The organism is Leptolyngbya sp. CCY15150 (assembly GCF_016888135.1).
Lineage (GTDB): Bacteria > Cyanobacteriota > Cyanobacteriia > RECH01 > RECH01 > RECH01.
This window is the reverse complement of sequence record NZ_JACSWB010000129.1, coordinates 53854-76413: the sequence shown is the minus strand read 5'-3', so window position 1 is coordinate 76413 and position 22560 is coordinate 53854. Positions and strand designations below refer to the sequence as shown.

Genomic DNA, 22560 nt, shown 5'->3' with positions numbered 1-22560 from the left:
TGTCGCCTTGGCTATACGGGGTGCTATCATCGCTTCTCACTAGGTTCCAGCCCTTTTACTCTATTCTATCTACCGCCAGAGTCATTGAAGAGCGATAGCAGGTGTCAGCGGCGATCGCATCGGGACTGATCAGCAGCAGAATGATGGCGGCGGTGTTGAGCTGCTGCTGGATGATTTGGGTGCGATCGCCGCAACCGCTCGGCTGGCTGAAGCTCGGGAGACTGGGGGGTAGAAACGAGTATGTCTTCTGCTATACAGGGCTGCTCTTTCACGGTTGTCGATCGCTATCTTTGCTACGATTAGGTCAATGTCTATTCAACACTCAGCTTTCAAGTCAGGCATTCTTCATGATCAATAAAACCTTAATCAAGATTCACTTAGGCAACATAAGGTAAAAAAGAGACGTGGATAAGAAGGGAGAAGACTTCTCCGTACTCAACCCATAAAAACCATGAACAGAAGTCAAGTTTTACAAGCCTACCGCGATCGCATCCTTCAGGGTAAGCGCAACAAACTCTCCCTCAAGGAACGATTGGCGTTGGTGGAGTTTCTCATTGAGGATCTGAAACAACTCACCCAAGAAGACGATATCCGGGCACGCTGTGAAGAAGAGATCGCCTTACTCGAAGAAGGCTATCCTCGCCGAACACTGGCAAACGACTACATTCCTCAGTATAGGAAAGCGATCGCTGATGCCCTAGAAGCCGGCATTCTCCCTCTTAATGAGCACACGAGTCACTCCTATTCCTATACCCAATATATGACGGGTTTACAGATGGAGCGGTCTGAACATTACGCTCTCACATTTCTTAAATATGATCAAGATACCTATGCCAATCTCCGGCAAAGAAGTGTTGAGCGGAATGCCAAGCGGCTTGATAACCTGCAAGTTGTGCCTATAGAAGCCTTCATGAGACGGGCTACAGAACTTCTAGGCAAGGGTTCATCCGAAGAGTTAGCGATCGCTCTCTGTGCTCTCACAGGTCGCCGCCACACAGAAATTGTCTCTCGCGGGCAATTAACGCTAGGCTCAGACCACGAGTTTGTTCTCTCGTTTCATGGACAGCAAAAGAAAAAAAGTCCTGTCGGCAGCTTCAATATTCTTTCCCTCATTCCTGCATCAGAGGTATTGCCCCATTTTAAGCGGTTCCGGACAATGCCAAAGGTTGCACCTTTGGTAGGACGTCCCCATGATGATCCACTCATTCAAGCCTTCCATACAAGAGTGAATTACCGAATGGCCGACGCTTTTGGGGATGTTCTGGGGGTTCCCCAAGGATTTGAGCGATTAACCATTCATCGACTGCGAGGCGTCTATGCGGCGATCGCTGTTCACTTCTTCTGTCCTGAGATGAGAAATGAAGGACGCTTCTTACAACAGTATCTTGGGCATGACCTCGGTAGCGCCGCCATTCAACATTATCAACACTATCGCCTTGTCAATGATCAAGGAAATCTCCTTCGTGCCAGAGGAGTCAAGCTATCTACCTATGGTCTCCCGGCGCTGCAGCCGGATGATTTAGATCAGCCCCATCTAGAAGTTGATGATCTCCCCAATCCTGCCCCCAGCCCTAGCCCAGATCCTAGCTGGGATGAGCAGTCGCAGGGGGATGACGTTGCCCGCCTCACGGCAGACGTCAATCGATTACGATCGCTCCTGAGGGATACGCAAGACACCTTAACCAGAGTTCAACAAGAGCGAGATGATGCTAGAGCTCAACTGGATAAGCTGCGAACCATTGTGGGCTCAACTCAGCAACACTATCCTGCTGTGAGCAAGCAACCCCACCAGTCTGCAATGGGTAGAGCGATCGCTATCTTTAATGCCATCAAGCAATGGAACCTCTCAGACCACCAACCCACCTGGGCAATCACAGCTAGCCTCCTAGAACGGGAATTCCATATCAATCGCAAAGCTGCCCAATCGTTTATGGCTGACTTTGCCGATGATATCCAAACCCATCATCAACGCATTGGGGTTACCAATCCCAGAAGCCATAACCGCCACAATAATCCAAGTGATCTTAAAGCCTTTGTTCAGCATACCTAGCCTTCAGCTTCCCCAATCTTGTGTGCGTATAATACGTGAACAACCATGACTCGCTACTCATCAGACTGGGTGCCGATTCCAGTTCATGCGTATAGACCATGCACTTATACATACCATTCTGACATCATCAAGATAACCGTCACTATTCTATGAACGATCCAACCGTCTCCACCCTATCCAGCGATCGCTTCCTATATACGCCCCCACCCTCAGCTCTCTCCGCCAAGCAAATTCTCATTAAGCCCAATCTCGGCTATCCGGTTCCTCATCCAGTAACCGTTAGTCTCCATGTCCTCACTCAAGTTATAAAAGGCATTCAACTCGCCAATCCTCACGCCGACATTTTGATCGTCGAAGGGGTCTGCTCTGCCCGATCCTTAAATGACATCGCGGCCACCCTGACGATTCAACCTCTGATCAAAGATAAGATACATTTATTAGATGCTGATACCCTCCCCCTAACCGATTATCCCAACCGTTGCACTAAGCCTGTACGCTTCAGCTCCATGTGGGCTCCTGCCCTCTTACAGGAAGTCGATTGCCGGATTAGCCTTGGGGCATTCAAGTCTACCCAACTCAAGGGAGAGACATTAATTTCCGCATCCCTTAAAAATTTATACGGTCTATTCCCCCGATCGCGCTATAAGGCTCGCAGTCCCAACTCTCGGGGCCAGCTCCACCGCCCGTCCGTGCCGCTGATTCTACAAGATGTCTACGGCTGCATCGGACATTTATTTGATGCCGGGGTTGTCGATGCTACCTATATGTATAGCAGTCCCGACTGGAAACCCGATCGCTCTGGAGCTGGAACATTTCTCAATCAGGTGATCGTGGGCTCTAGTCTCCTGGCGGTCGATCAAGCGGCTTGCGACATGGCCCAAGTGCCAATTCCCTCCTATATAGAAGGCATCCGACAAAACTGTCCTTTCGCCACCTAGCAGCGTGATGGACGCCAGCCATCTACAGATGGGCAGTGCCGATCGCTACCTCCAGAACCAAAAGATGTTAACTTTGATGAAGGAGATTTGATAGCGTGTATCCATGATTATGTCTAGATTTCGGCAATTTATCAGCTTTTTACTCTCTGCCTTGCTGGGAGTAGGACTACTATCTCAACCCGCCTATGCGGCCAGTTCCGCTGCCATTCGAGCCTATGACGATGTCACTCCCACCACCAGGAGCTATGCAGGGGAAACGTTGATTCAAGCGCAGTTTAATAATGCGACGCTAGAGGGCGCAGATTTTAGTGGAGCCGATCTGCGGGGGGCGGTGTTTAACGGTTCTGTTCTGAAGAACGCCCGCTTTCAAGGCGCTGACCTCAGCGATAGCATCGCCTACCTGAGCAACTTGGCCGGAGCTGATTTCACGGATGCGGTCTTAACCTCAGCTATGTTGCTGAAGTCTAACTTCAGAGGGGCATCGGTGAATGGAGCGGATTTCAGCTACGCCATGCTGGATCGAGAACAGGTTTTGCGTCTTTGTGAAACGGCCAGCGGTGTGAACCCCGTCACTGGCGTCGATACCCGCGAATCTCTTGGCTGTCAGTAGCGATCGCCCTCTTGCGCACGGATGCGATCGCTACTGACTCACAGCTCCATGTGTGGATATCATTATTCCACACGGGAGCGATCGCTCTTGGCCTAAGCGTTGAGTTTTGTGGCTACCTCTGCCAAACGCTGACCAATAGCCATGACACCGTCTTGCTGCTTCTCATCACTCAACTGTCCCTGATCGTTAAAGGCTTGATAGGAACCCGGTAGCGCTTTTTGCTCAGGAATCACGATCACGCCTATATTTTCTAGAATAGAGCGGACATGCACAAGACCGCGCAAACCACCCAGGCCACCTGGCGACGTTGCCATAATAGCGGCCACTTTTCCTTTGAAACAGGTCAAGGCGAGGGGCGGTTCGCCAGGTTCAGAACGAGACGCCCAGTCGATGGCATTTTTGAGCAGGGGCGTAATCGAACTGTTGTATTCTGGACAGGCAATCAGGAAACCTTGATGAGACTTCAGGAGGTCTTTGAAGGCAAGCACCGAAGCGGGTAAACCCTGCTCGGCTTCCAGATCCTGGTTATAGAGCGGCATGGGATAGTCTTTGAAGTCAATCACCGTGACCTCGGCCCCCGCCTTCTCAGCACCAGCAGCCGCAATTTTGACAAGCTGTTGGTTAAATGACCCTTTGCGAGTACTGCCCGCGAAGGCCAAGATTTTTGTGGATCCAGTCATACAGTTTCTCCAAACGTAAGGGGGATAGGTCTTAGGGTGCAGATAGGGCTCATGCAGGCGATGGGGAAGCGACAGACGGCAGCCGCATGAACCCTACCGCATATTGAGATTCATCGTCTTAGTCAGCAAGGCCGGGATACCCGGCTGTGGGCAGAAGGGACATCAGACCTGCCATGGAGCCTGCCGACGTCCCACCCCCACGCCTAGCAACAGCTATAGGCTCGCATGAGAACCGTCACAGAAGGGCGCAGACTTAGTGTGCTTACATTGGCAGAAGGCAACTTGCTTAGTTTCCTCAATGGTGACCTTAACAGGAGCTAAGCCCGTCCCCTTGTGCGCACCGTCACAATAGGGTTGATTGGCCGATTGGCCGCAGCTACACCACCAATAGTCGCCGGGCTCTAGTTCTAAAACAACGGGCTTGGTGTCTACAATTTTGGGTTCAGTCATTGTGTTTTCCTCTCAAGCAGTATCAGCAGTATTCTTTAAGCATGAGGGGCAGACGCATCGATGACGTTGCCCCCCTGTCATCTAAGCATTGATAGCGTAATTGTGCTAAGCCACCATATCAAACAGCAAGAATTCGGTCTGATCAGCGATCGCTTTTAGATCAATCACAGACTCCTGAGCGATCGCGGCCGCGTCTCCCGCATAGAGGAGTTGGCCATTCACCTCAACAGCTCCCCGCGCCACCTGCACCCAAGCACTGCGATCGCTTCCTAGGCTATGGGTGACCTGCTGCCCAGTTTGCAGCAACGACGCATAGAGGCTCACATCTTGATGGATGGTGACGGAACCTTCCCGGCCATCCTGGGAGCCCACGAGCTTGAGACGGCCCAGCTTTTGCTCATCGGAGAAAAACACCTGCTCATAGCTCGGCTCAATGCCCAGTTGTCCAGGCAGGAGCCATATTTGCAAGAGATGCACCGGCTCCGTGGCAGATGCGTTGTATTCGCTGTGCAGGATGCCGGTACCCGCAGACATGCGCTGCACATCGCCAGGACGCATAACCGCTCCATTACCGATGCTGTCTTTATGCTCCAAAGCGCCAGACAAAACATAGGTGACAATTTCCATGTCTCGGTGGCCGTGGGTGGGAAAGCCTTGGCTAGGCTGCACCTTGTCTTCATTGATAACCCGCAGGGACGAAAACCCCATGTGCTGCGGATCGTAGTAGTTGCCAAACGAGAAGCTGTGGCGGCTATCCAGCCAGCCAATGTTGACAGCACCTCGCTCATGGGATGGACGCAGGGTGATCATAAGAGCGACCTCCAATCGGAATAGTGGGATGTCGAACTCAGTTCGAGTTAGCTCTATTATGAATTGATTCCTCTAGAATTACAATAGCCTACAAAATTGACAGTTTGTCGCTAGAATCGATACAGTCTTAGAACCTTTTGCCCTGCACCCACTGTAGAAGATCCACCCCTGGTTGACGGACAAAAACTGATGACCCTCACCCCCCAACCCCTATCCCTGAGGGCAAGGGGAGTCGATCCACCCCTCCGTTTCCCTCTCCCTGGGGCTAGGGCTAGGGTGAGGGCTTTCGAGCTGGCTCACCCGTTGAGTCAACCAGGTATCCACCCACCTAGGAGAACCATGGACAAATTTGCCAGTATGCAAGCCTTTGTGCAGGTTGTTGATACCGGTGGCTTTGCCGCCGCCGCTCGCGCCATGGGGACATCACGGTCGGCGGTCAACAAGCTGGTCATTCACCTAGAAAATGAGTTGGGCGTACAGTTGCTACATCGCACCACTCGCCGGGTAAATCCCACCGAGTCCGGGCTAGCTTTCTACGATCGCTGCCTCGACATTCTCGCCGCCCTGGAGGAAGCTGAACTGGCCGTGTCGCGCATTCACCAAGAGCCACGCGGCAATCTGCGCATCAACGCCCCTATGTCCTTTGGCATCCTCAACTTAGCGCCCGCGATCGCTGACTTCATGGCCGACTATCCCGAACTCCAAGTGCAGCTCACTCTGAACGATCGCTTCATTGATCCGATTGAGGAAGGCTTTGACCTCACCGTGCGGATCTCCGAAACCTCAGATTTTCCAGGCGTCATTGTTCACACGATTGCTGCCGTCCAGCAGATTGTCTGCGCCTCCCCTGGCTACCTAGCCAAGCATGGCACACCCAACCATCCTCACGACCTGCATGACCACTCTTGCTTATCCTACGGTTACTTATCTAGTCGTCGTCAGTGGCGGTTTATGGATGGCGATCAAGACATTACCGTGCCCATTCACGGCGTCCTCTGTTCCAACAATGGCGACGTTCTACGCCAGGCAGCTCTACGAGACCTAGGTATTGTCCTATTGCCATCGTTTATCGTGGGGGGCGACCTAGGCAGCGATCGCCTTCAGCGCTTATTTACTGACTACCACCTGCCGCCGTTGAACATTATGATCCTCTATCCAGTCAACCGACATCTGTCCACGAAGGTACAGATGCTCACCGAGTTTCTAAACAACCGATTTCAAGCGATCGCTTTTGAGTCCTAGATATGTCCTAGAGGTGTCCTAGAGTTAACCAAGAGATTTTTGCCAAATCCCCACATCAATGTAGCGATCAAACTTATGGCCCACCTGCTTGAGTACACCCGTTTCTTCAAACCCTAACTTTTGGTGTAGTTTAATACTGCCTTGGTTGGGTAGTGCAATGATGCCAATCATCTCCCGAAAACCACGGGCGGCGGCTGAATGTAGGAGTTCTCTGTACAGTAGCGTTCCCAACCCTTGACCTCGCCTATCCTGTGCCAAATAAATAGTAGATTCCACCGTATGGCTATAGGCTGGTCGAGCACGGAAGGCACCATAATAGGCATAGCCAATAATCTCCTGGTTCACCACCCCCACGAGCCAATCATGATGCACTCGTTTTTCCTGAATGCGTTGTTGCATAGCTAAAGCATTGATGGTCTCTAGCTCAAAGGTGATCGTTGTGTTTAAGATATACCAGTTGTAGATGTCGGTAATAGCGACACTATCATCGTCTGTGATGGGTCTGATCGTCATACGGCTGATCCCCTAGCGCTGTTAACGAATAGGATAGGATAGATGGGGAACAGTTGCTGATTGAGTCCACCCAAATCCTCCCTGACGATGGAGCATTCTCTGTGGTAGTCACGATCGCCTTCATGCCCCCAAGCCTAGGAATCCTTTATAGTGGTCAATAATGACCCATCGTTGACGACCATTGCCCACCTCCACTCTCGATCTCAAACAGCTACAAACATCGCTCCAATCCCATCTTGAGCGCCAAGATGCCTATCACCAAGACTGCCACCTGCGCCTGCTGGCCCATGGGGAAGCCAATGTCACCTTTCGGCTGAATGCTGCCCAACTGGTACGGGTGGCGGTGAATACCCCCAACCAACGATTTGGCGGTGTCTTTAGTCGAGTCACGCAGTTTGAGCAAACCATTCTCACCTATCTCAGCGGTAGCGGTATCAGCCATGAGCTATACCAGGCTCAGCTAACGCCAAGCGACGATTTTCCCTGGACTTATTTAATTACCAATTATCTAGAGGGGCGATCGCTCAACTATAGTCCAGATGATCTACAAAAAGCAGCCCAGACCTTAGCCCAACTGCATCGATTGCCCCTGTCACCCGACCATGATCTATCCACGCTCATGCCTAGGGTGCCCCTAGTAGAACAACCGCTGTCCTTGTTCTACCAAGAATCCCAGGCCTACGCTCAGCCCTATATCGAGTCGCCCCAGGCCGATCCCCAGATCGTAGACGTGCTGAACCAGGTGCTGGACTTAGCCCAGCAGCGTTTGTGGACTGAGCAATGGTTGACCGATTGGCCCCATCGCTGTCTGGTGCATAGCGACCATACCTATGAGAACTGGGTGGTGGGAGGCGATCGCGCCTATTTAATTGACTGGGAATGGGCGGAGATTGGATCGCCTGCGGGGGATCTGGGGCATTTTCTATCGCCGGTGACGGTGCAGCGCCGCCCTGGCTATCATATGCCCGAGAGCGATCGCGCCCTGTTTTTGCGGGAGTATTACGCAGCCCTCGACGACGATCGCTTAGCGGAAACCATTCAGCGCCATTTCACCGCCTTCGGCCCATTTCCAGCGGTGCGATCGCTCTGTTGGACAGCCGGGTATTGGATCACGGCTAACCGCTGGTATGCCGATGCCGGTAGCGCCAGCTCAACGGAACGCTTAGAGCGGTTGGAGCAAAGCCGCTTGCACTTTCCGTCCCTCTGCGCAGCGGTGATCGCTTGGCTGGAAGACCAGCCGGTGAAGCCAGGATGAGGTCTTGGGTCAGGCAAGACAGCAGAGATTCATCCTCTCCTCAGCCGATTTTCAGGAAGACGGCGGTGGTTTCTGCTAAAGTAAGCGCCTAGTGGCGATCGCCGTTTGTTTTCTCTCTATGGTTGGTATTACATCTAAGTTATCTCGTCAACATCTAGTTCAGTGGAGTCGCTGGCCCACGTGGGCACGCGCCTACCTGCTCTTGCTGCCCGCCGTCGGCATGATTGGCCTGTTGTTTGGCGGCGGGCTGATCCTAGCCAGCTTGCAAAGTGTCGGCATCATCGGCATTTTGGGAGACACCCAACCCTCCCTAGCTGCCTACGGTGCCGCCTTCTCCCATCCAGAATTGGGGCGATCGCTCTGGCTGAGTTTCTATCTGGCCGCGGTAGCCACCGGGCTGTCTACGTTGATTAGCATTGGTTTAGCGCTGTTGCTGCGGTCGGCAGGACGCTGGGCCACGATCGCCTGTCAAATTACCTTACCCATTCCCCATCTCGTGGGCGTAGCGGGTATTCTGTTACTGCTGTCGCCCAGTGGTTTTTTGGCACGACTCCTGATGGCACTTGGCTGGATTCAGTCGGATCAGGATGTGCCGTTGTTGGTGAATGATCCGAACAACTGGGGCGTCCTCCTTCACTTTCTATGGAAAGAAATTCCCTTTATCACCCTGATTTTGCTAGCGGTTCTCCGGGGCATGAATCCCTACTACGAACATCAGGCGCGGGCTCTGGGTGCTAACCCCTGGCAGTGTTTCTGGAACGTGACGCTACCGATGATGAAGCCAGGCATTCTATCCGCTAGCCTGATCGTCTTCGGCTATATTTTTGCGTCCTTCGAGGTGCCCTTTCTTTTAGGATCAACCCGCCCGCGCACCCTGCCCGTATTGGTCTACCGCGCCTTCACCGACACAGACCTAGGCAAACGTCCAGAAGCCGTAGCCCTAGGTTTAATCTTGTCCGGGATATCCATGGCCATCCTCGCCCTCTACCTGGTTCTGACGGCCAAAAATCGGCAACCCTATGCAGAGCGAGGTCATTCATGATCACCTTACCCCGCTATGGTCTGATCACAGGGGCGATCGCCCTCCTGCTCCTCCCCTTTTTGCCCCTGTTGATTTGGTCGGTTGCCCAGAGCTGGTTTTTTCCCCAGGTGTTGCCCGAGCAATGGACGATGGTTCATTGGATGCAGATTTTTTCCCCTAGCTCCCGCATTGGCGAAGGGCTGCTGCAAAGTTTAGCGATCGCCCTTGTCACCACCAGCCTGTCCCTGGTTGTCGGACTGCCCGCCGGTCGCGCCTTAGGCACCCTGGACTTTCCTGGCAAAATGGCCCTGAAGCTTTTCCTGCTGATGCCGATTATTGTCTCGCCCCTGGCAACCCTGATGGGCATCCAGTATGTCCTGATCCGCTTGGGCTTAAGCGGCACCGTCCTCGGCGTGATTCTGGTTCACCTCATGCCCACCATTCCCTATATGACCTTGGTTTTGTCCAGCGTCTTCGCCAACCTCGACCTCGGCTATGAGCTGCAGGCGCGATCGCTGGGGGGCTCGCCCTGGCAGGTGCTGTGGACCGTCACCCTGCCGCTGATTGCGCCGGGGGTTGTGGTAGGGTCATTATTCGCCTTTTTAATCTCATGGAACGAATTTTTGCTCACCTTTATCATCGGTGGTGGCCGCGTCTTTACCCTGCCGATGGTACTCTTCACCCTGCTGCAAGGGGGAAATCACGGACTGGTGGCGGCGGTGGCCATCACCTCTGTGATTCCTGGTCTAGTATTTTTGGTGTTTGCCAGCCGGGCCCTGCAGCAAGACCATGCCTTGGGCGGACTCGGCAACGTTTAGTCGATATGATTCCTGATCTCATTCCTCCTGTCGTGACAGCCTCCAGCTATGGACTATCTTGTCGTTGAACATTTAACTAAACAGTTTCAGGGTCATGTTGCCGTGCATGACCTCTGGCTGACCATGGCTCAGGGAGAGGTGCTGGCCCTGCTGGGCCCGTCGGGCTGCGGCAAGTCTACGACGCTGCAACTGGTGGCTGGATTGCTGCACCCCGATGCGGGAGTCATGTATTTAGATGGCCGTCCGATGAACCACGTACCGCCAGAGCGGCGGGATATGGCCCTGGTGCTGCAGCGCGGCTTGCTGTTTCCCCATCTCACCGTGGGGGAAAATGTCGCCTTTGGGCTGAAGATGCGCGGCATGAATCGGGTGGATCGAGACAAGGAAGCGATCGCCATGCTGCATCGAGTACAGCTCCAAGGCTTTGAACATCGCAGGCCCTCAGAACTGTCTGGCGGTCAGGCCCAGCGGGTGGCCCTAGCGCGATCGCTGGTGATTGGCCCCAAACTGCTGCTGCTCGACGAGCCCCTCTCCGCCCTAGATGCCAACCTACGGGAAGAGATGCAGGACTTGATCCTCAGCCTACAGGCCCAGACCCAAGTCACCATGCTGATCGTCACCCACGACCAAGCCGAAGCCACGGTCATGGCCCAGCGCATTGCCCTGATGTTTGATGGAAAACTGCGCCAGGTGGATGCCCCCGAACGCCTCTATCGCTACCCCTGTGATGAAGCCACCGCCAGGTTTATGGGCGGCGTCAACTTCTTCACCGTCCAGGCCGAGCAGCACCAATGGCACCTGCCCAGCGGTGAACGCCTCACCAGCACCCTCGCCCACCAAGGGCCCCTGCGGGTGACCCTGCGACCCGAAGCGCTGAAGCTCTATACCGACGACGCCCACCTGCCCGACGTACCGGGCAATTGCCTTCAAGGAAAAGCGATCGCCAATCGATTTACCGGCACCCAGCGGCGCATCACCGTAGCGATCGCCCCCAACCTCAACCTGCAGGTCTGGGGATCTCCCACCCAAGACATCGCCCTCGGACAAACCGTCTGGTTATACATTCCGCCTGATGCCCTCTGGGGGCTACCTGGCGAACCCTGCCCGTCCGTCGTCATGCCATCCCCTGCCGTTCAGTCATGAGTTCAGTCATGAGTTCAGTCATACCACCTATGTCCCACCGTTTACTGCATCGCCGTCAATTTCTTGTCCTAGCCACCGCCGCCGGCCTAGCCACCCTCACCAGCAACTGCAATCGCCCAACCGCTACCCCCAGCCTCGACCCCACCACCGCATCCTGGGATGACGTCGTGGCAGCAGCCCGAGGCAGCACCGTGCGCTGGGCCATGTGGGGCGGCAGTGATGTCACCAACACCTACGCCGACCAATGGGTGGGCGATCGCCTCAAAACCGACTACGACATCACCCTGAATCGCATCCCCCTCAGCGACACCGTAGAAGCCGTCAATAAAGTAGTAGGCGAAGTGCAGGCTGGACTCACCAGCGGCGGCGATATTGATCTAATTTGGATCAATGGGGAGAACTTCCGCACTATGAAGCAAGGCAACCTGCTCTATGGCCCGTTCACAGACCTCCTGCCCGCCATGGCCTACTACGACTTGGAAAACCCCGCCGTTCTCAATGACTTTGGTCTACCCATTGATGGCTACGAAGCGCCCTACACCGGCTCCTACTACATCATGGCCAAAGACAGTAGCCGGGTTGATGCCACGCCGCAAAGCTTCGCCGACTTACTGGATTGGGCCAAGGCCAACCCCGGCCGCTTTGCCTACGTCGCCCCGCCCGCCTTCGATGGCAGCCGCTTTTTACTCACCGTCCTCTACGGCGTTACCGGCGGCTATGAGCAATATGCCGGGGCAGACTTCAACGAAGCGCTGTGGGAGCAAAACGCGCCACAAGTTGTGGCCTACCTAAAAGAACTGAAACCCTACCTCTGGCGCAGCGGCGATACCTATCCCCCCACCCAAACCCGGCTAAACGAACTGTTTGCCAACGGTGAAATTTGGATGCTGCCGATCTTTATTTCGCGGGTGGTCGAAGGGTTAACCACCGGACAGTTTCCCGACAGCACCACCGCCTTCAGTTTGCCAGGAGCTTCCCTGAATGACCCATCCTTCACCGCCATTCCCATCAATGCAGGCAATCCCGCCGGGGGCATGGTGTTGGCCAATCTCCTATCCAGCCCTGAGGGGCAACTGGAGAAATTTAAGCCCGAGGTTTGGGGCGATCCACCGCTGCTGGCTGTGGAAAAGCTTCCCCCAGAGCTGCAGGCCCAATTTGCCCAAGTAACAGCCGACTATGGCCTACCTCTGCAAGAGCTGACGGAGAACACCGTGCCCTTGGTTAATGCCGAATACACCACCCGCCTAGAAAATCTCTGGGAAACAGAACTGGCTGGGTAACCCTCCAGCCAGTCTCATGGTGATCAGCCTGTCCAATCCGCCCAATCCTGAACCCGACATTCCGCAGGTCAGCATCGTTCCTACGCTCAGGGTGGGAATGCTCCCAGGGTTGCTCCTGCGCCCAGACCTCCAGAGTCGAAGAGTTGCAGGAGCGACGAAGACAGGTGGCAACGCAGGAGCGCTGGCACCATAAAGCCTCAGAAAAAGAGGGTTGAGCAACGTCGAAACCCGATATCCTAGCTTCATTTCATCAAGTCCGCCCATATGGAGAACACCATGGTCTTTCAAGAACGAGCCTCCCGCGATCGCGGCGTGATTCAAGATAACCGCCTGATGGAGCTGCATCTCTATCCCGGCAATCGCTGCAACCGCGACTGCGACTTTTGTACCGTCTTTGGCTCCCCCAAAGGCTGGTACCACGACTACACCAGCGACCACCTTGATGCCGTCCTGCGCACCGTGATCTTGCATGATTTGGGAGCGGTGAAATTCTACGGCGGTGAACCTACGCTGAATGCTGATAACGTCATCTGGGCGATCGCTTATCTGCGAGACCATGGATTCACCGGCGCGATCGTCATCTATTCCAACGGCATCCAGGCCGATCGCCTCTTGGCCATCCTCACATCCGATCCCCTCGGTAAAACCACCGCCTCCCTCAACTACTCCATCGCCACCGGTGATGGAGCGCCCCAAATGCCCTTGACGTCTCTCCATAAGCTAGAAGCCTATGAGACAGAGCATCCGGGAGCGATCGCTATTGGTCATCCCGATATCGTCGATTCAGGGCGAGGCATTGATCCCTTTACTGGGCAAGAATCGCGCCCCAAAGCTAGTCACACATGCCCCCATTGCTACCCGGTGTTAAAAACCGACGGCACCGTCCATGCCTGCCCCTTTGCGGTGGAGAATCCGGCTCCGCATTTTCAGCTCGGCGATCTGTCCAGCGATCCAGAGGCGATCGCCCAGAACTTCCGTGCCTTCTTTACGTGGCTAGAGCAGGTGCATGAACCCTATGCCGTCGACCATAACCTACCGGCCTGTACCGTTTGCGGCTCCCACTTGGATGACCTGCCCACACCCCAGTTCCTAGAACCCGCCGCTACACCCTCTCATCCCTAAGTGAGTTGAGCGATCGCCGATCTATCTATTTTGTTCATGGATATCATTCATGGAAACTTTTGTATGATTGAATACAGTTTTGTAGACTTAACATAGAGTAGAGCGATCGCTTTTATTCATCCTTCATTCCATGGACGATCCTATGACACAGTCTTCATCAACCTCCTCCAATCCAACCGCCAAAACCTTGATTCAGATCAGCCAAGCCCTGTCCGATGGTTTAGCCCTTGATCCGCATACCACCAAGGACACGAGCGATCACGACGCCTGGACAACCGAACGCTTGATCCACATGAGCCAAAGCCTGGGACAAGGATTGGGTGGGTAATCACGCCTGCCTTTGCCGGTCTCAAAGCAGGGTAGAAGGTCAGTAGAAGCACAATTTTGGTCAGCCAGCGGAATAGGCTATAAATGAAGACAGCCTCCCATAGCAAATGCCATGTCTCTCTTCAAACGCCTAGGATTAGCTGCACTGCTGGTTGCGATCGCTAGCATGGGCTGGATGGCTCCGGCCATGGCTCAAGCTTGTCCCTACGCAACAGTGAACCTTGCAACGGAGCGATCGGTAGACGCTAATCTTCTTTGTCAAGCAGCTCAACCCTGGTCAGACCGAGGGTTTCAAGTTTTAGTTTACGTAACCGATCAGAGATCCGCCAGCGAAGATGCTTGGTTCGACCACTTAGATCAGATAGAAGCCAGCGCGGGCCTGCGGGATCCCAGCCAGAGCGATATCTTTGCCCGAGACGGTATATCCTTTGCAGCTAGCACCGGTAATCCTCGCTTGTGGGCCGTGACTGTGACCTATGGGGAAGATCTCTACGATCGCCCCATTGATCGCAGCCCCAAAATCGACGAGATCAAGCGCCAAGTGGAGCAGCAGATGGGCGTTGATCCAACCCTAGCCATGGCGGAATTCCTCAGCGCTACCTACGAGGTCAATTACGCCGTCTCGCCTATCGGGAAAATTGCAGCGGGGCTGTTTGGTCTGGGGGGAGTAGGTGCCACCGTAGTTGTTTTGGCCCGGCGGCGACGTAACTTGAAGGATTTGCAGCAGCAGTTGGCCGATCTGCAAAGCCGGGTCGCCACGTTGTTGATGGCGGGGGAGTATCTGTTCAGCGGTACTCAGCCCCAAGACATGCCGTCATACCAACTGTTTATGGCATTTGGGGGCGATCGCTACCCCAACCATGCCCAGCAGTTGGAGCAGCTCCTCAGCCAATGTCGGGCCAGCCTCGACGAAGCGTTTCTAATTCATCATCAGTTGACCCAGGCAACATCGACGCCCATCGTGGAGCAGATCACGGCTTGGGAGCAGCTTTATGTGCAATGGGTTGGCAGTCGCCCCAGCGTTATGGCCTTGAGTGACGAGCAGTTGCGTACCCTGCTCAACCCCATGCAGATGCTGGAACAACCCCAAGGGGCCTTAGCCCAGCAGTTTTATGACCTTCGTCAGCAGCTCGACGGCAGGCCGCTGCAGATGAAGCTGATGTTTGTAGATCCTGCGATGGAGAGCACCGACGGCATTCTAGGCTATCTAGAAGACATCAAACGGTTGATTCTACGGCTGCAAACAGCGCCCCAGGAAGCGCCCAAGGTGTTACAAAGACTCCAAGACCAGCGCTCCCTGATCCCTGATCTCCTGGCTCAAGCGCAGCCGATCGACTTAACGCCGATGGTCACGCTCATTGATGAGCAACTTCAGGACGCTGAACGGGAATTGCACAGCGATCGCGCCCTCGACGCCCTAGATAGCTGCGATCGCCTTCAGGCAAACCTAGACACCGTGCAGCAGATTGTGGAAACCATCGCCCTGCAGCGCCAGCGAGAGGCCACCGTGCAGCAATGGATAGCCCAGGGCTACCAGTATCCCGACTATACGACCTATCGGGCCACCTTAGATGGGGCGATCGCCACCTTAGAAACCAGGGTAGCCAAGGGTGAATGGGCAGCGATCGCTGCCAGTATTGACACCATCCAGCTCTACTCCGAGACCCTGCTCAAGGGCATAGAACAGCGGGTTGAGCAACACAAGCAGTTAAAACACCAGATCAGCGCCTATGCTAGCCGCCTGGAATCCCAGCAGGAGCAACGGCGACGGTGTCAGATCAGAAGCTTACCCTACCTGCGGCGGATGGTGCCTCGTTCTGAGTGGTATCAACCGACCACCGCAGACTTAAAATTCCAGGCCATCACCAACCTGTTAGACGAAGCCCACAACCTCCATGCCGAGATAACCCAGATCAGCATGGCTCCCGAACATCTTGACCAAGCTATCCAAGCCGTGGAGCGCTTAGAGGGCATTCTCCAGCAAGTCGATCAGGGTCTGCAGGAGATTAGCCAGATGGAGTCTAGCCTTCGCCAGCAGCAAGCACAGGAGTCTAGTCAGCCCCTCTCCAGAACGTCATCGTCTCGTTCATCGTCTCGTTCCTCCTCCAGCTATTCCTCCCGCCGATCCTCCTCCAGTTCCTCCCGCCGATCTAGCTCAAGCAGTTCCTCCCGGCGATCCAGTTCTGGAAGCAGCAGCCGACGCTCTAGCTCGGGGGGTTCCTCCCGGCGATCCAGCTCCGGAGGCAGCAGCCGACGTCGATGATCATGATAGGCTGTTTTTATCTATGACGATGGGGGGTTTAGGACGCCTCATGTTCCGTCCTAACCACACAAATTTAGGCTATACCTGTATAACTACGGTTAAGTATATTACTCTAGATTGTCTAGAACTGAGTCGAGGATTTTATGGAATCCCAGATCTAGCATCTAGCGATCGCTCTTCTCGTACCTTGTCTGGTTTCTGGCTGCAACTGCATGGCTATCCAATCCTTTCTCCAGCGTGCCCTTAAAATTCGCGATCGCGAACTCGGGAAAGTCATCCGCTTTACCTTGCTTGGAGCCATGCTGCAAGCCGGTTTAGCCATTGGCATCAGCAGTGCTGATGCCCTTTTTATCGTAGAAGTAGGCTCGGTCAAGCTACCCATCGTTTACCTACTACTGCCCGTCGTCATGATGGTCTATACGCCCATCTACTCCTATTTGATTGGGCGCTATGGCATTGATCGAGTCTTTAATCTCACCCTGCTGGCGTTAATCACGGGTGGCAGCAGTTTTTTTCTTCTCCTCACCTTATTTTCAGGCAGCACTGGCTTAAACGCTCCCGCCTGGATTTTTTACGTGGCCAAGCTCTATACCTGGCTGTGGTACATCGCGCTCTATTCCCTATTTTGGAATTTTACCGATGGCTACTTTGATATCCAAGACGGAAAACGGTTATTCCCCATCTTCAGCAGCGGTACCGCCCTCGGCACCTCCATCGGCGGTGGCATCGTCACGGTATTCGCCCAAGTCATCGCCACCCGATACCTATTCCTAATCTGGGCGGCGATCGCCCTGCTCACCTTGCCAGTGCTGTACAACATTAAGCAGAACCTACATCGATTGGATGAAGAGCCCGAGGAAGCGATCGCCACCGAAAATTTCTGGCAGCAAAATAAAAAAGTGGTGGGAATCATCACCCAATCGCGCTACATCATGGTGCTGACCAGCATCTTCTTCACCACGCTGATCCTTACGACCTTAAATGAATACCTCTATCTAAATATTTTTGAATCCCAAGGCAGCGTTGAGCAGATCGCCTCTCTCCTAGGGCTACTGTTTTTGCTCACCAATCTGTTCAATATTGGGGTGAATCTATTTTTGTTCAATCGCCTGGTGCTTTCCATTGGCGTCCGCAACGTAGCGCTGATCCAGCCCGCTGTTTACCTAATCGCCTTCCTACTTTTTTCCCTGCAAGGCGGATATCCTGCAGCCCTGTTTGGATTTTTCGCCTACCAAGGAATTTTGACGTCGATTGAGTACAATAACCAAAACTTTTTGTTTAACGCCATTCCCGCCCAGGTGAAACAGCAGGTGCGCACCTTCATTGAGGGTTTATGTGAACCCATGGCGACGATCGTCATTGGCGGATTTTTGCTGATCTTTTCGCGATCGCTCAGTCCTGCTGCCCTTTCCACCGTAGGGTTGGGGATCGTGGCTATCTTTTGGCTCCTGGTGCTGATTGTGCGAGAAGACTATCTGCGGGCCATGGTGACCCTGCTGCGGGAAGGATGGCTAGACTTTTCCCTGGCCCGCCAGGCAAAGCTGACCTTAAGCCCCCAAGAGTCGCGACAGTTGGTGCTAGACCTGCCCAGTTTACCGACCCATACCTTGCTCTCTGCCCTACGGATTCTGTGGTACAACGATCGCTTACTTGCGGTGCAGGCCCTGCTCGATTATCTACAGACCTTGCCCCAAAAGCAATGGGGACAGATGAAATCTATTTTCTCCCTGATGCTCAGCAGTCAAGACTATGAGGTGGTGCGTATGTTTTATACATGGCTGGATCGTCAAGAGGTGTCGCTCCATTTCAGCCTGCTAGAAGAGCTGGGCTATAACAACTTAATTAGCGCAACGACCGCTCATCCGCTTCTAGAATCAGACGACGCTAATGTGCGGGGGGCAGCGATCGTCGTGTCGCTCAATGATTGGAGCCTCAAGGCCCGCAGTCATGCCTTGCAGCATCTCGATAGGATGCTCCAAGGCACCGAGGCCGAGCAACAGGCCGCCATTCGCGCCCTCGGGCGATCGCGTCAGACTCGCTATACCAATCTGCTGCTACCCTATCTTTCCCATCCCTCAACCTCCCTGCGCCGGGAAGCCCTCGATGCGATTCGCTACCTAGCTGACCAAGAGTCTAGCCGACTGCTCCAGCCGCTGCTCCAGGCCATTCGCCTAGGGACAGCCGATGAACGCTGCCTCGCCCTAGAGTCGTTGATCAAGATCAATGACTCCAGTTGCGTCTCGCCGCTGCTCACCCTCAGCCAACATCTCACACCGGTGGAAAAACGCCAGGCAGAAGATGTGGTGCTGCAGATTGGCTTGAAAGCTATCCCGGCGGCGATCGCCATCTTTCAGGATACAGGGCAATCCTACGATGCGCGATCGATGGCCGCACGGGCCATTAGCCGTCTAGCCTTTGCCCAGTTTGAAGCCATTTTTCCTCGGCTGATTACCACGGAGATTGAGCAAGCCTACCGCTTCCTGCACCATCAAGCGATCCTTCAGGCCACCCAAGACCAGCGCCCCGGCGCAACCGTGTTGACGCTGATGTATCAAGATGGTCGCGAAACGGCGGTTAGCTTTATCTTGGAAATGCTCACCCTAGGCGGACGGCTCCCCGACTTTGAACTGCTGCGAGCCTCTCTGCGATCCGACAACCTCAAAGAGCGCGGTAATGCCATTGAAACCATTGAGCAGGGCGTTAGTCGCGCCATTTTCCAAGCGCTGCTGCCCCTGCTGGACTCCCGCAACTTCCGCGATCGCCTTCCTGTGGGACGCGACCAGTCCTATGACTCCGCCGAGGAGGTGCTCCACCAGTCGCTGACCAGTACCCATGAGCTGGAGCGGGCAGCGGCGGTGCAGGCGATCTGGGATCAGCAAGACAATGCTAGCGATCGCCTGCGCCCCATGCTGCACCAGTCTGCCCAGAGTGGCATGGTTCGCGAGACGGTGATGTCGCTCCTCTTTCGAGCATCGCCCTCCGAAACTCAGATCCCAGACCGCCTGAACCTGGTTGAACGCATTGCCCAGCTATCGCGAGGACGATTTTTCGCCGCCCTCAGTATCCGGGAGCTAGAAGCCATTGCGCAGGATGCCACCGAGGTTCGGTATATCGACGCCTTGCTCTACCAGCCTGGGGATCCTGCCGAGCAGGTCTATTACATCTTGTCCGGCATCGTCTATCTCGACACCGGCGATCGCACAGAAGGGGACTGGTTTGGCGAAGACTGTTTATATGGCCAACGCGATCGCACCCATACCGCCAAGACCCAGCATCTCCATGCCCTAGTGATATCGGCCAGCTCCCTGCTGCGGGCCGCCGAGACCTACCCGAACATTGCCATCAAGCTGCTAGAAACCAAGCTCACCGTCCCATCCCATGCCAAACGTTAAGCTTCAGACCCTAATTCTGCTCGGCGTTACGCCGCTGCTGGCGATGATTTCCACCGTGATCGCCGTCAGCCACTACTTCGATATTCGCCAGTTAATTATGCGCGGCTTCGACCAAAAGCTATTTGCCGTGAGTACGGTGACAGCCTCCTTCGTCGATCCCGACGTCCATGCCTCGATCTACCGTCCCATAGATATTCGCAACCTCGCCTACGATAGTCGCGATCGCCGCCTCTATGGTCTTGATGCCAGCGGCCACCTGTATGAGATTAATCTGACCACGGGGGAAGCCCTGCCCGTGCAATCCAGCAGCCTCTACAACCTCACCGACATCACCTACCATAGCGACGAGGATCTGCTCTACGGCGTGAATGGAGCTGGTCAACAATTAATCACGATTGATCCTCACCATGGCGATACGCGATCGCTGCCGCTCAGTACCGCCGTATCCGGCATTGCCTACGATGAAGACGCTGATATTCTATACGGCAGTCATCGATCCCTATCGACGATTGATCCCACCACGGGCACCGTCACCCCAACCGGCACCCTGCCGACCTTTGTGCGATCCCTGAGCATCAACAGCGGTATTCTCTACGGCACCACCATCCAAGATCAGCCCCTGATCGCCATCGATCCAGCCACCGTCACCCCCCTACCCCTGCCCTTCATGGACGAGCTGATGGCCAAGACCCAGCAGCCGATCTTGGGGATTGACCTCACACCGGATCGTCAGTTGCTCATCGCTGGCAGCCAGCAACTCTTTAAAGTTAACGTAAACACTCAGGTTATTCAGACAGACTTTGCCAGCGGCTATCGCAGCGAAGCAACGCCTGACTACCAAGGCTACGTACAGCCCATGCGGCGGATTAATAATCGCCTAAATCTTACCTATGTTTATACCCAAATTGTCAGTGGCGATCGCACCATTACCTACGTTCTAGATGCCACCGAAGGCGAAGAACATACGCCTATTGGTTGGGTTGAAAACCTGACCGAGGAAGAATTTAGCGGTGTCGAAAGAGTAGCCTCGACAGGACGCGTTTACTTATCTGATATTAAACCCTGGGAAGAATGGGGATTGCTCAAAGTCGCCTATGCTCCAATTTTGAACGAGACTGGGCAGGTTGTAGCCATGGCCGGAGCAGATGTCAATATTTCCATCATCACTCAGAAAACCCGCGCTGCCCTCCTGCGAGTCATGAGCGTCGGGATTGTATCGTTACTGGTTGGCATCGTCGCCTCTGTTTATATTTCACGACGGTTGACCCAGCCCATCGAATCGGTGAAAGCTATGGCCTTAAAAATTGCCGCCGGTCACTATGGACAGCAGATGATTATTTCCCAACCCCAAGAAATTGCCGACCTCGTCCAGTCCTTCAATCATATGAGCGTAGCGCTACAGGATAACTTAGCTACCCTACAGGATACCAATGAAAGCCTAGAAACCGTTAGACGCCAGCAGGAATTGATTGAAATGCTGGGGCAAATGCAGCCAGCACCGCCAGAGCGTCACCATCCGCCGGTCATCCAGCTCTATACACCCGATCCGCTTCATTATGCAGCCGGCTGGGTGTCTGAGGGCGATCGCATCTTGGTATGGTTGCCCCATCCCCAAACTAACTTAATAGACCCCAAACTAGATAGCCCCTCGCCCCTCATGCCCCACGATGATACCGAGATGGTTACCTACATTCAACGTCAGCAGTCGCGCTTATTAGCAGCCCGTCAATACAAAGAACTGGAGCGTATGACATCTCGCCTACTCCAACATTATGTGGACTGGCATTCGATTCGAACAACCCTAGACCCCCTGTTCCCGCTTGATGTCACGAGCTTTATCTTTTACGACGCAACTACCCACAGCCTGCGGGCGATCGCCCGTCATTCTAGCCCCTTCATCCTCCTGAGCCTCCACCAACCTTACCAAATCGGCAACTTCTTGGACACGCCCGAACTTCAGTTAGAACCCCATCAAGTGATCGTGGTGCTTTCCGGAGCCACCCAGATAGACCAGAATACTTCCAATGCTCTCAATGATCTCTTGAATATCCCTGAACTAAATGACCTGTTACAGATGTTAGACGAGGTGCTCACCGCAGCAAGTCATCATCCAACGCGCAGCACTCCCATTTTCGTTGCCACAGTGCCTTAACGCCCAGAAGCCTGGGTTCTAACGCTAGAGCAGACCCCTGATCCCTCAGAGATCGACACCATCCATGAGTCCTAAGCATCACTTCTTTTCCCTCAAGCTTTCTCCGCCCTTTGATCGCCTCAACGATCCAGAGCTAATTTTGCTGGCCAACCTAGCCCAAGAGCGCCACTATGAACCCGGTAGCCTAGTCTACCGAGGAGGCAGACCCTTAAGTTACCTCTATATCACTATCCAGGGTAGTCTCTGTGTTCAAACATCTCCCCCCATCCGACTACCAAGGGTGTTTGGAGAAGAATCCTTGCTGTTCAATCGAGCGATCGCCCATGATCTTCATGCAGATAGAGAAGGAGCCACCTGCCTCTTATTTAGAAAAGAAAACTTTTTCACCATGGTCTACGAATGCCCATCGCTCCTGCTCGGCTTCTGCCATACAACCGTTGATACCCCGTCGCTGTTTATCCCCTCATACACAACCTGAACTGTTCTTTATACGT

The 22560-nt window shown here is 54.2% G+C and carries 20 protein-coding genes; 15 read left to right on the top strand and 5 right to left on the bottom strand.

Going from position 1 to position 22560, the window contains the following annotated elements:
• Window positions 1-104 precede the first annotated feature (104 nt).
• Complete coding sequence (locus JUJ53_RS03250; protein ID WP_204150543.1) at window positions 105-272, bottom strand: hypothetical protein; 168 nt, start codon at window positions 270-272, stop codon at window positions 105-107.
• A gap of 179 nt (window positions 273-451) precedes the next feature.
• Between JUJ53_RS03250 and JUJ53_RS03245 the strand changes: the two genes are divergently transcribed.
• From JUJ53_RS03245 to JUJ53_RS03235, 3 genes are all read left to right on the top strand, one after another.
• Window positions 452-2050, top strand: coding sequence for a protelomerase family protein (locus tag JUJ53_RS03245; RefSeq protein ID WP_204150542.1), 1599 nt, complete (start codon window positions 452-454; stop codon window positions 2048-2050).
• A 149-nt stretch (window positions 2051-2199) separates the two neighbouring features.
• Window positions 2200-2988 (top strand): DUF362 domain-containing protein, encoded by a 789-nt coding sequence (locus tag JUJ53_RS03240; RefSeq protein WP_204150541.1) that lies wholly within the window; start codon window positions 2200-2202, stop codon window positions 2986-2988.
• Between the two features lie 103 nt (window positions 2989-3091).
• A complete protein-coding gene (locus JUJ53_RS03235) occupies window positions 3092-3598 on the top strand; it encodes a pentapeptide repeat-containing protein (RefSeq protein ID WP_239124738.1) in 507 nt (168 codons plus the stop codon).
• Window positions 3599-3690: 92 nt separating this feature from the next.
• Here JUJ53_RS03235 and JUJ53_RS03230 read toward each other — a convergent pair whose 3' ends face one another.
• The 3 genes from JUJ53_RS03230 to JUJ53_RS03220 all read right to left on the bottom strand — a co-directional run bounded on the left by JUJ53_RS03230 (window position 3691) and on the right by JUJ53_RS03220 (window position 5538).
• Window positions 3691-4278: an NAD(P)H-dependent oxidoreductase gene (locus JUJ53_RS03230; protein WP_204150540.1), complete on the bottom strand. Its 588-nt coding sequence runs from the start codon at window positions 4276-4278 to the stop codon at window positions 3691-3693.
• A gap of 213 nt (window positions 4279-4491) precedes the next feature.
• Entirely contained in the window at window positions 4492-4728 is a 237-nt protein-coding gene (locus tag JUJ53_RS03225; protein WP_204150539.1) for a CDGSH iron-sulfur domain-containing protein, read from the bottom strand.
• Between the two features lie 105 nt (window positions 4729-4833).
• Window positions 4834-5538: a pirin family protein gene (locus JUJ53_RS03220; RefSeq protein WP_204150538.1), complete on the bottom strand. Its 705-nt coding sequence runs from the start codon at window positions 5536-5538 to the stop codon at window positions 4834-4836.
• Between the two features lie 339 nt (window positions 5539-5877).
• On the opposite strand from JUJ53_RS03220, the gene JUJ53_RS03215 reads away from it, so the two are divergent.
• Entirely contained in the window at window positions 5878-6780 is a 903-nt protein-coding gene (locus JUJ53_RS03215; protein ID WP_204150537.1) for a LysR family transcriptional regulator, read from the top strand.
• A 24-nt stretch (window positions 6781-6804) separates the two neighbouring features.
• Here the strand turns inward: JUJ53_RS03215 and JUJ53_RS03210 are convergent, their stop codons facing one another.
• On the bottom strand, window positions 6805-7293 hold the full coding sequence (locus JUJ53_RS03210) for a GNAT family N-acetyltransferase (protein WP_204150536.1): 489 nt from the start codon (window positions 7291-7293) through the stop codon (window positions 6805-6807).
• Between the two features lie 181 nt (window positions 7294-7474).
• Between JUJ53_RS03210 and JUJ53_RS03205 the strand changes: the two genes are divergently transcribed.
• The 11 genes from JUJ53_RS03205 (at window position 7475) to JUJ53_RS03155 (ending at window position 22544) form a co-directional block, all read left to right on the top strand.
• A complete protein-coding gene (locus JUJ53_RS03205) occupies window positions 7475-8548 on the top strand; it encodes a phosphotransferase (RefSeq protein WP_204150535.1) in 1074 nt (357 codons plus the stop codon).
• A gap of 118 nt (window positions 8549-8666) precedes the next feature.
• The gene (locus tag JUJ53_RS03200) at window positions 8667-9590 is read left to right on the top strand and encodes an ABC transporter permease subunit (RefSeq protein ID WP_204150534.1); all 924 of its coding nucleotides are present in this window, start codon (window positions 8667-8669) and stop codon (window positions 9588-9590) included.
• Window positions 9587-10387 (top strand): ABC transporter permease subunit, encoded by an 801-nt coding sequence (locus JUJ53_RS03195; RefSeq protein WP_204150533.1) that lies wholly within the window; start codon window positions 9587-9589, stop codon window positions 10385-10387. Before JUJ53_RS03200 ends, JUJ53_RS03195 begins: the two co-directional genes overlap by 4 nt.
• A gap of 48 nt (window positions 10388-10435) precedes the next feature.
• Entirely contained in the window at window positions 10436-11530 is a 1095-nt protein-coding gene (locus JUJ53_RS03190; RefSeq protein WP_204150532.1) for an ABC transporter ATP-binding protein, read from the top strand.
• 29 nt (window positions 11531-11559) lie between these two features.
• On the top strand, window positions 11560-12810 hold the full coding sequence (locus JUJ53_RS03185) for an ABC transporter substrate-binding protein (RefSeq protein ID WP_204150531.1): 1251 nt from the start codon (window positions 11560-11562) through the stop codon (window positions 12808-12810).
• Window positions 12811-13086: 276 nt separating this feature from the next.
• Entirely contained in the window at window positions 13087-13932 is an 846-nt protein-coding gene (locus JUJ53_RS03180) for a radical SAM protein (RefSeq protein WP_204150530.1), read from the top strand.
• A 142-nt stretch (window positions 13933-14074) separates the two neighbouring features.
• Entirely contained in the window at window positions 14075-14260 is a 186-nt protein-coding gene (locus JUJ53_RS03175; protein WP_204150529.1) for a hypothetical protein, read from the top strand.
• Window positions 14261-14371: 111 nt separating this feature from the next.
• Window positions 14372-16522: a hypothetical protein gene (locus tag JUJ53_RS03170; RefSeq protein WP_204150528.1), complete on the top strand. Its 2151-nt coding sequence runs from the start codon at window positions 14372-14374 to the stop codon at window positions 16520-16522.
• A 212-nt stretch (window positions 16523-16734) separates the two neighbouring features.
• Window positions 16735-19914, top strand: coding sequence for a cyclic nucleotide-binding domain-containing protein (locus JUJ53_RS03165; RefSeq protein WP_204150527.1), 3180 nt, complete (start codon window positions 16735-16737; stop codon window positions 19912-19914).
• Window positions 19901-22066, top strand: coding sequence for a HAMP domain-containing protein (locus JUJ53_RS03160; protein ID WP_204150526.1), 2166 nt, complete (start codon window positions 19901-19903; stop codon window positions 22064-22066). The genes JUJ53_RS03165 and JUJ53_RS03160 overlap by 14 nt, the downstream gene beginning before the upstream one ends.
• A gap of 64 nt (window positions 22067-22130) precedes the next feature.
• Window positions 22131-22544, top strand: a complete 414-nt coding sequence (locus JUJ53_RS03155; protein WP_204150525.1) for a cyclic nucleotide-binding domain-containing protein — start codon at window positions 22131-22133, stop codon at window positions 22542-22544.
• Window positions 22545-22560 lie beyond the last annotated feature (16 nt).

Coding starts and splice junctions, on each gene's coding strand:
- JUJ53_RS03160 (WP_204150526.1), top strand. CDS start 19,901: ATGCCAAACGTTAAGCTTCAGACCCTAATTCTGCTCGGCGTTACGCCG.
- JUJ53_RS03210 (WP_204150536.1), bottom strand. CDS start 7,293: ATGACGATCAGACCCATCACAGACGATGATAGTGTCGCTATTACCGAC.
- JUJ53_RS03200 (WP_204150534.1), top strand. CDS start 8,667: ATGGTTGGTATTACATCTAAGTTATCTCGTCAACATCTAGTTCAGTGG.
- JUJ53_RS03165 (WP_204150527.1), top strand. CDS start 16,735: ATGGCTATCCAATCCTTTCTCCAGCGTGCCCTTAAAATTCGCGATCGC.
- JUJ53_RS03235 (WP_239124738.1), top strand. CDS start 3,092: ATGATTATGTCTAGATTTCGGCAATTTATCAGCTTTTTACTCTCTGCC.
- JUJ53_RS03170 (WP_204150528.1), top strand. CDS start 14,372: ATGTCTCTCTTCAAACGCCTAGGATTAGCTGCACTGCTGGTTGCGATC.
- JUJ53_RS03185 (WP_204150531.1), top strand. CDS start 11,560: ATGTCCCACCGTTTACTGCATCGCCGTCAATTTCTTGTCCTAGCCACC.
- JUJ53_RS03175 (WP_204150529.1), top strand. CDS start 14,075: ATGACACAGTCTTCATCAACCTCCTCCAATCCAACCGCCAAAACCTTG.
- JUJ53_RS03190 (WP_204150532.1), top strand. CDS start 10,436: ATGGACTATCTTGTCGTTGAACATTTAACTAAACAGTTTCAGGGTCAT.
- JUJ53_RS03180 (WP_204150530.1), top strand. CDS start 13,087: ATGGTCTTTCAAGAACGAGCCTCCCGCGATCGCGGCGTGATTCAAGAT.
- JUJ53_RS03155 (WP_204150525.1), top strand. CDS start 22,131: ATGAGTCCTAAGCATCACTTCTTTTCCCTCAAGCTTTCTCCGCCCTTT.
- JUJ53_RS03240 (WP_204150541.1), top strand. CDS start 2,200: ATGAACGATCCAACCGTCTCCACCCTATCCAGCGATCGCTTCCTATAT.
- JUJ53_RS03230 (WP_204150540.1), bottom strand. CDS start 4,278: ATGACTGGATCCACAAAAATCTTGGCCTTCGCGGGCAGTACTCGCAAA.
- JUJ53_RS03245 (WP_204150542.1), top strand. CDS start 452: ATGAACAGAAGTCAAGTTTTACAAGCCTACCGCGATCGCATCCTTCAG.
- JUJ53_RS03195 (WP_204150533.1), top strand. CDS start 9,587: ATGATCACCTTACCCCGCTATGGTCTGATCACAGGGGCGATCGCCCTC.
- JUJ53_RS03215 (WP_204150537.1), top strand. CDS start 5,878: ATGGACAAATTTGCCAGTATGCAAGCCTTTGTGCAGGTTGTTGATACC.
- JUJ53_RS03220 (WP_204150538.1), bottom strand. CDS start 5,538: ATGATCACCCTGCGTCCATCCCATGAGCGAGGTGCTGTCAACATTGGC.
- JUJ53_RS03225 (WP_204150539.1), bottom strand. CDS start 4,728: ATGACTGAACCCAAAATTGTAGACACCAAGCCCGTTGTTTTAGAACTA.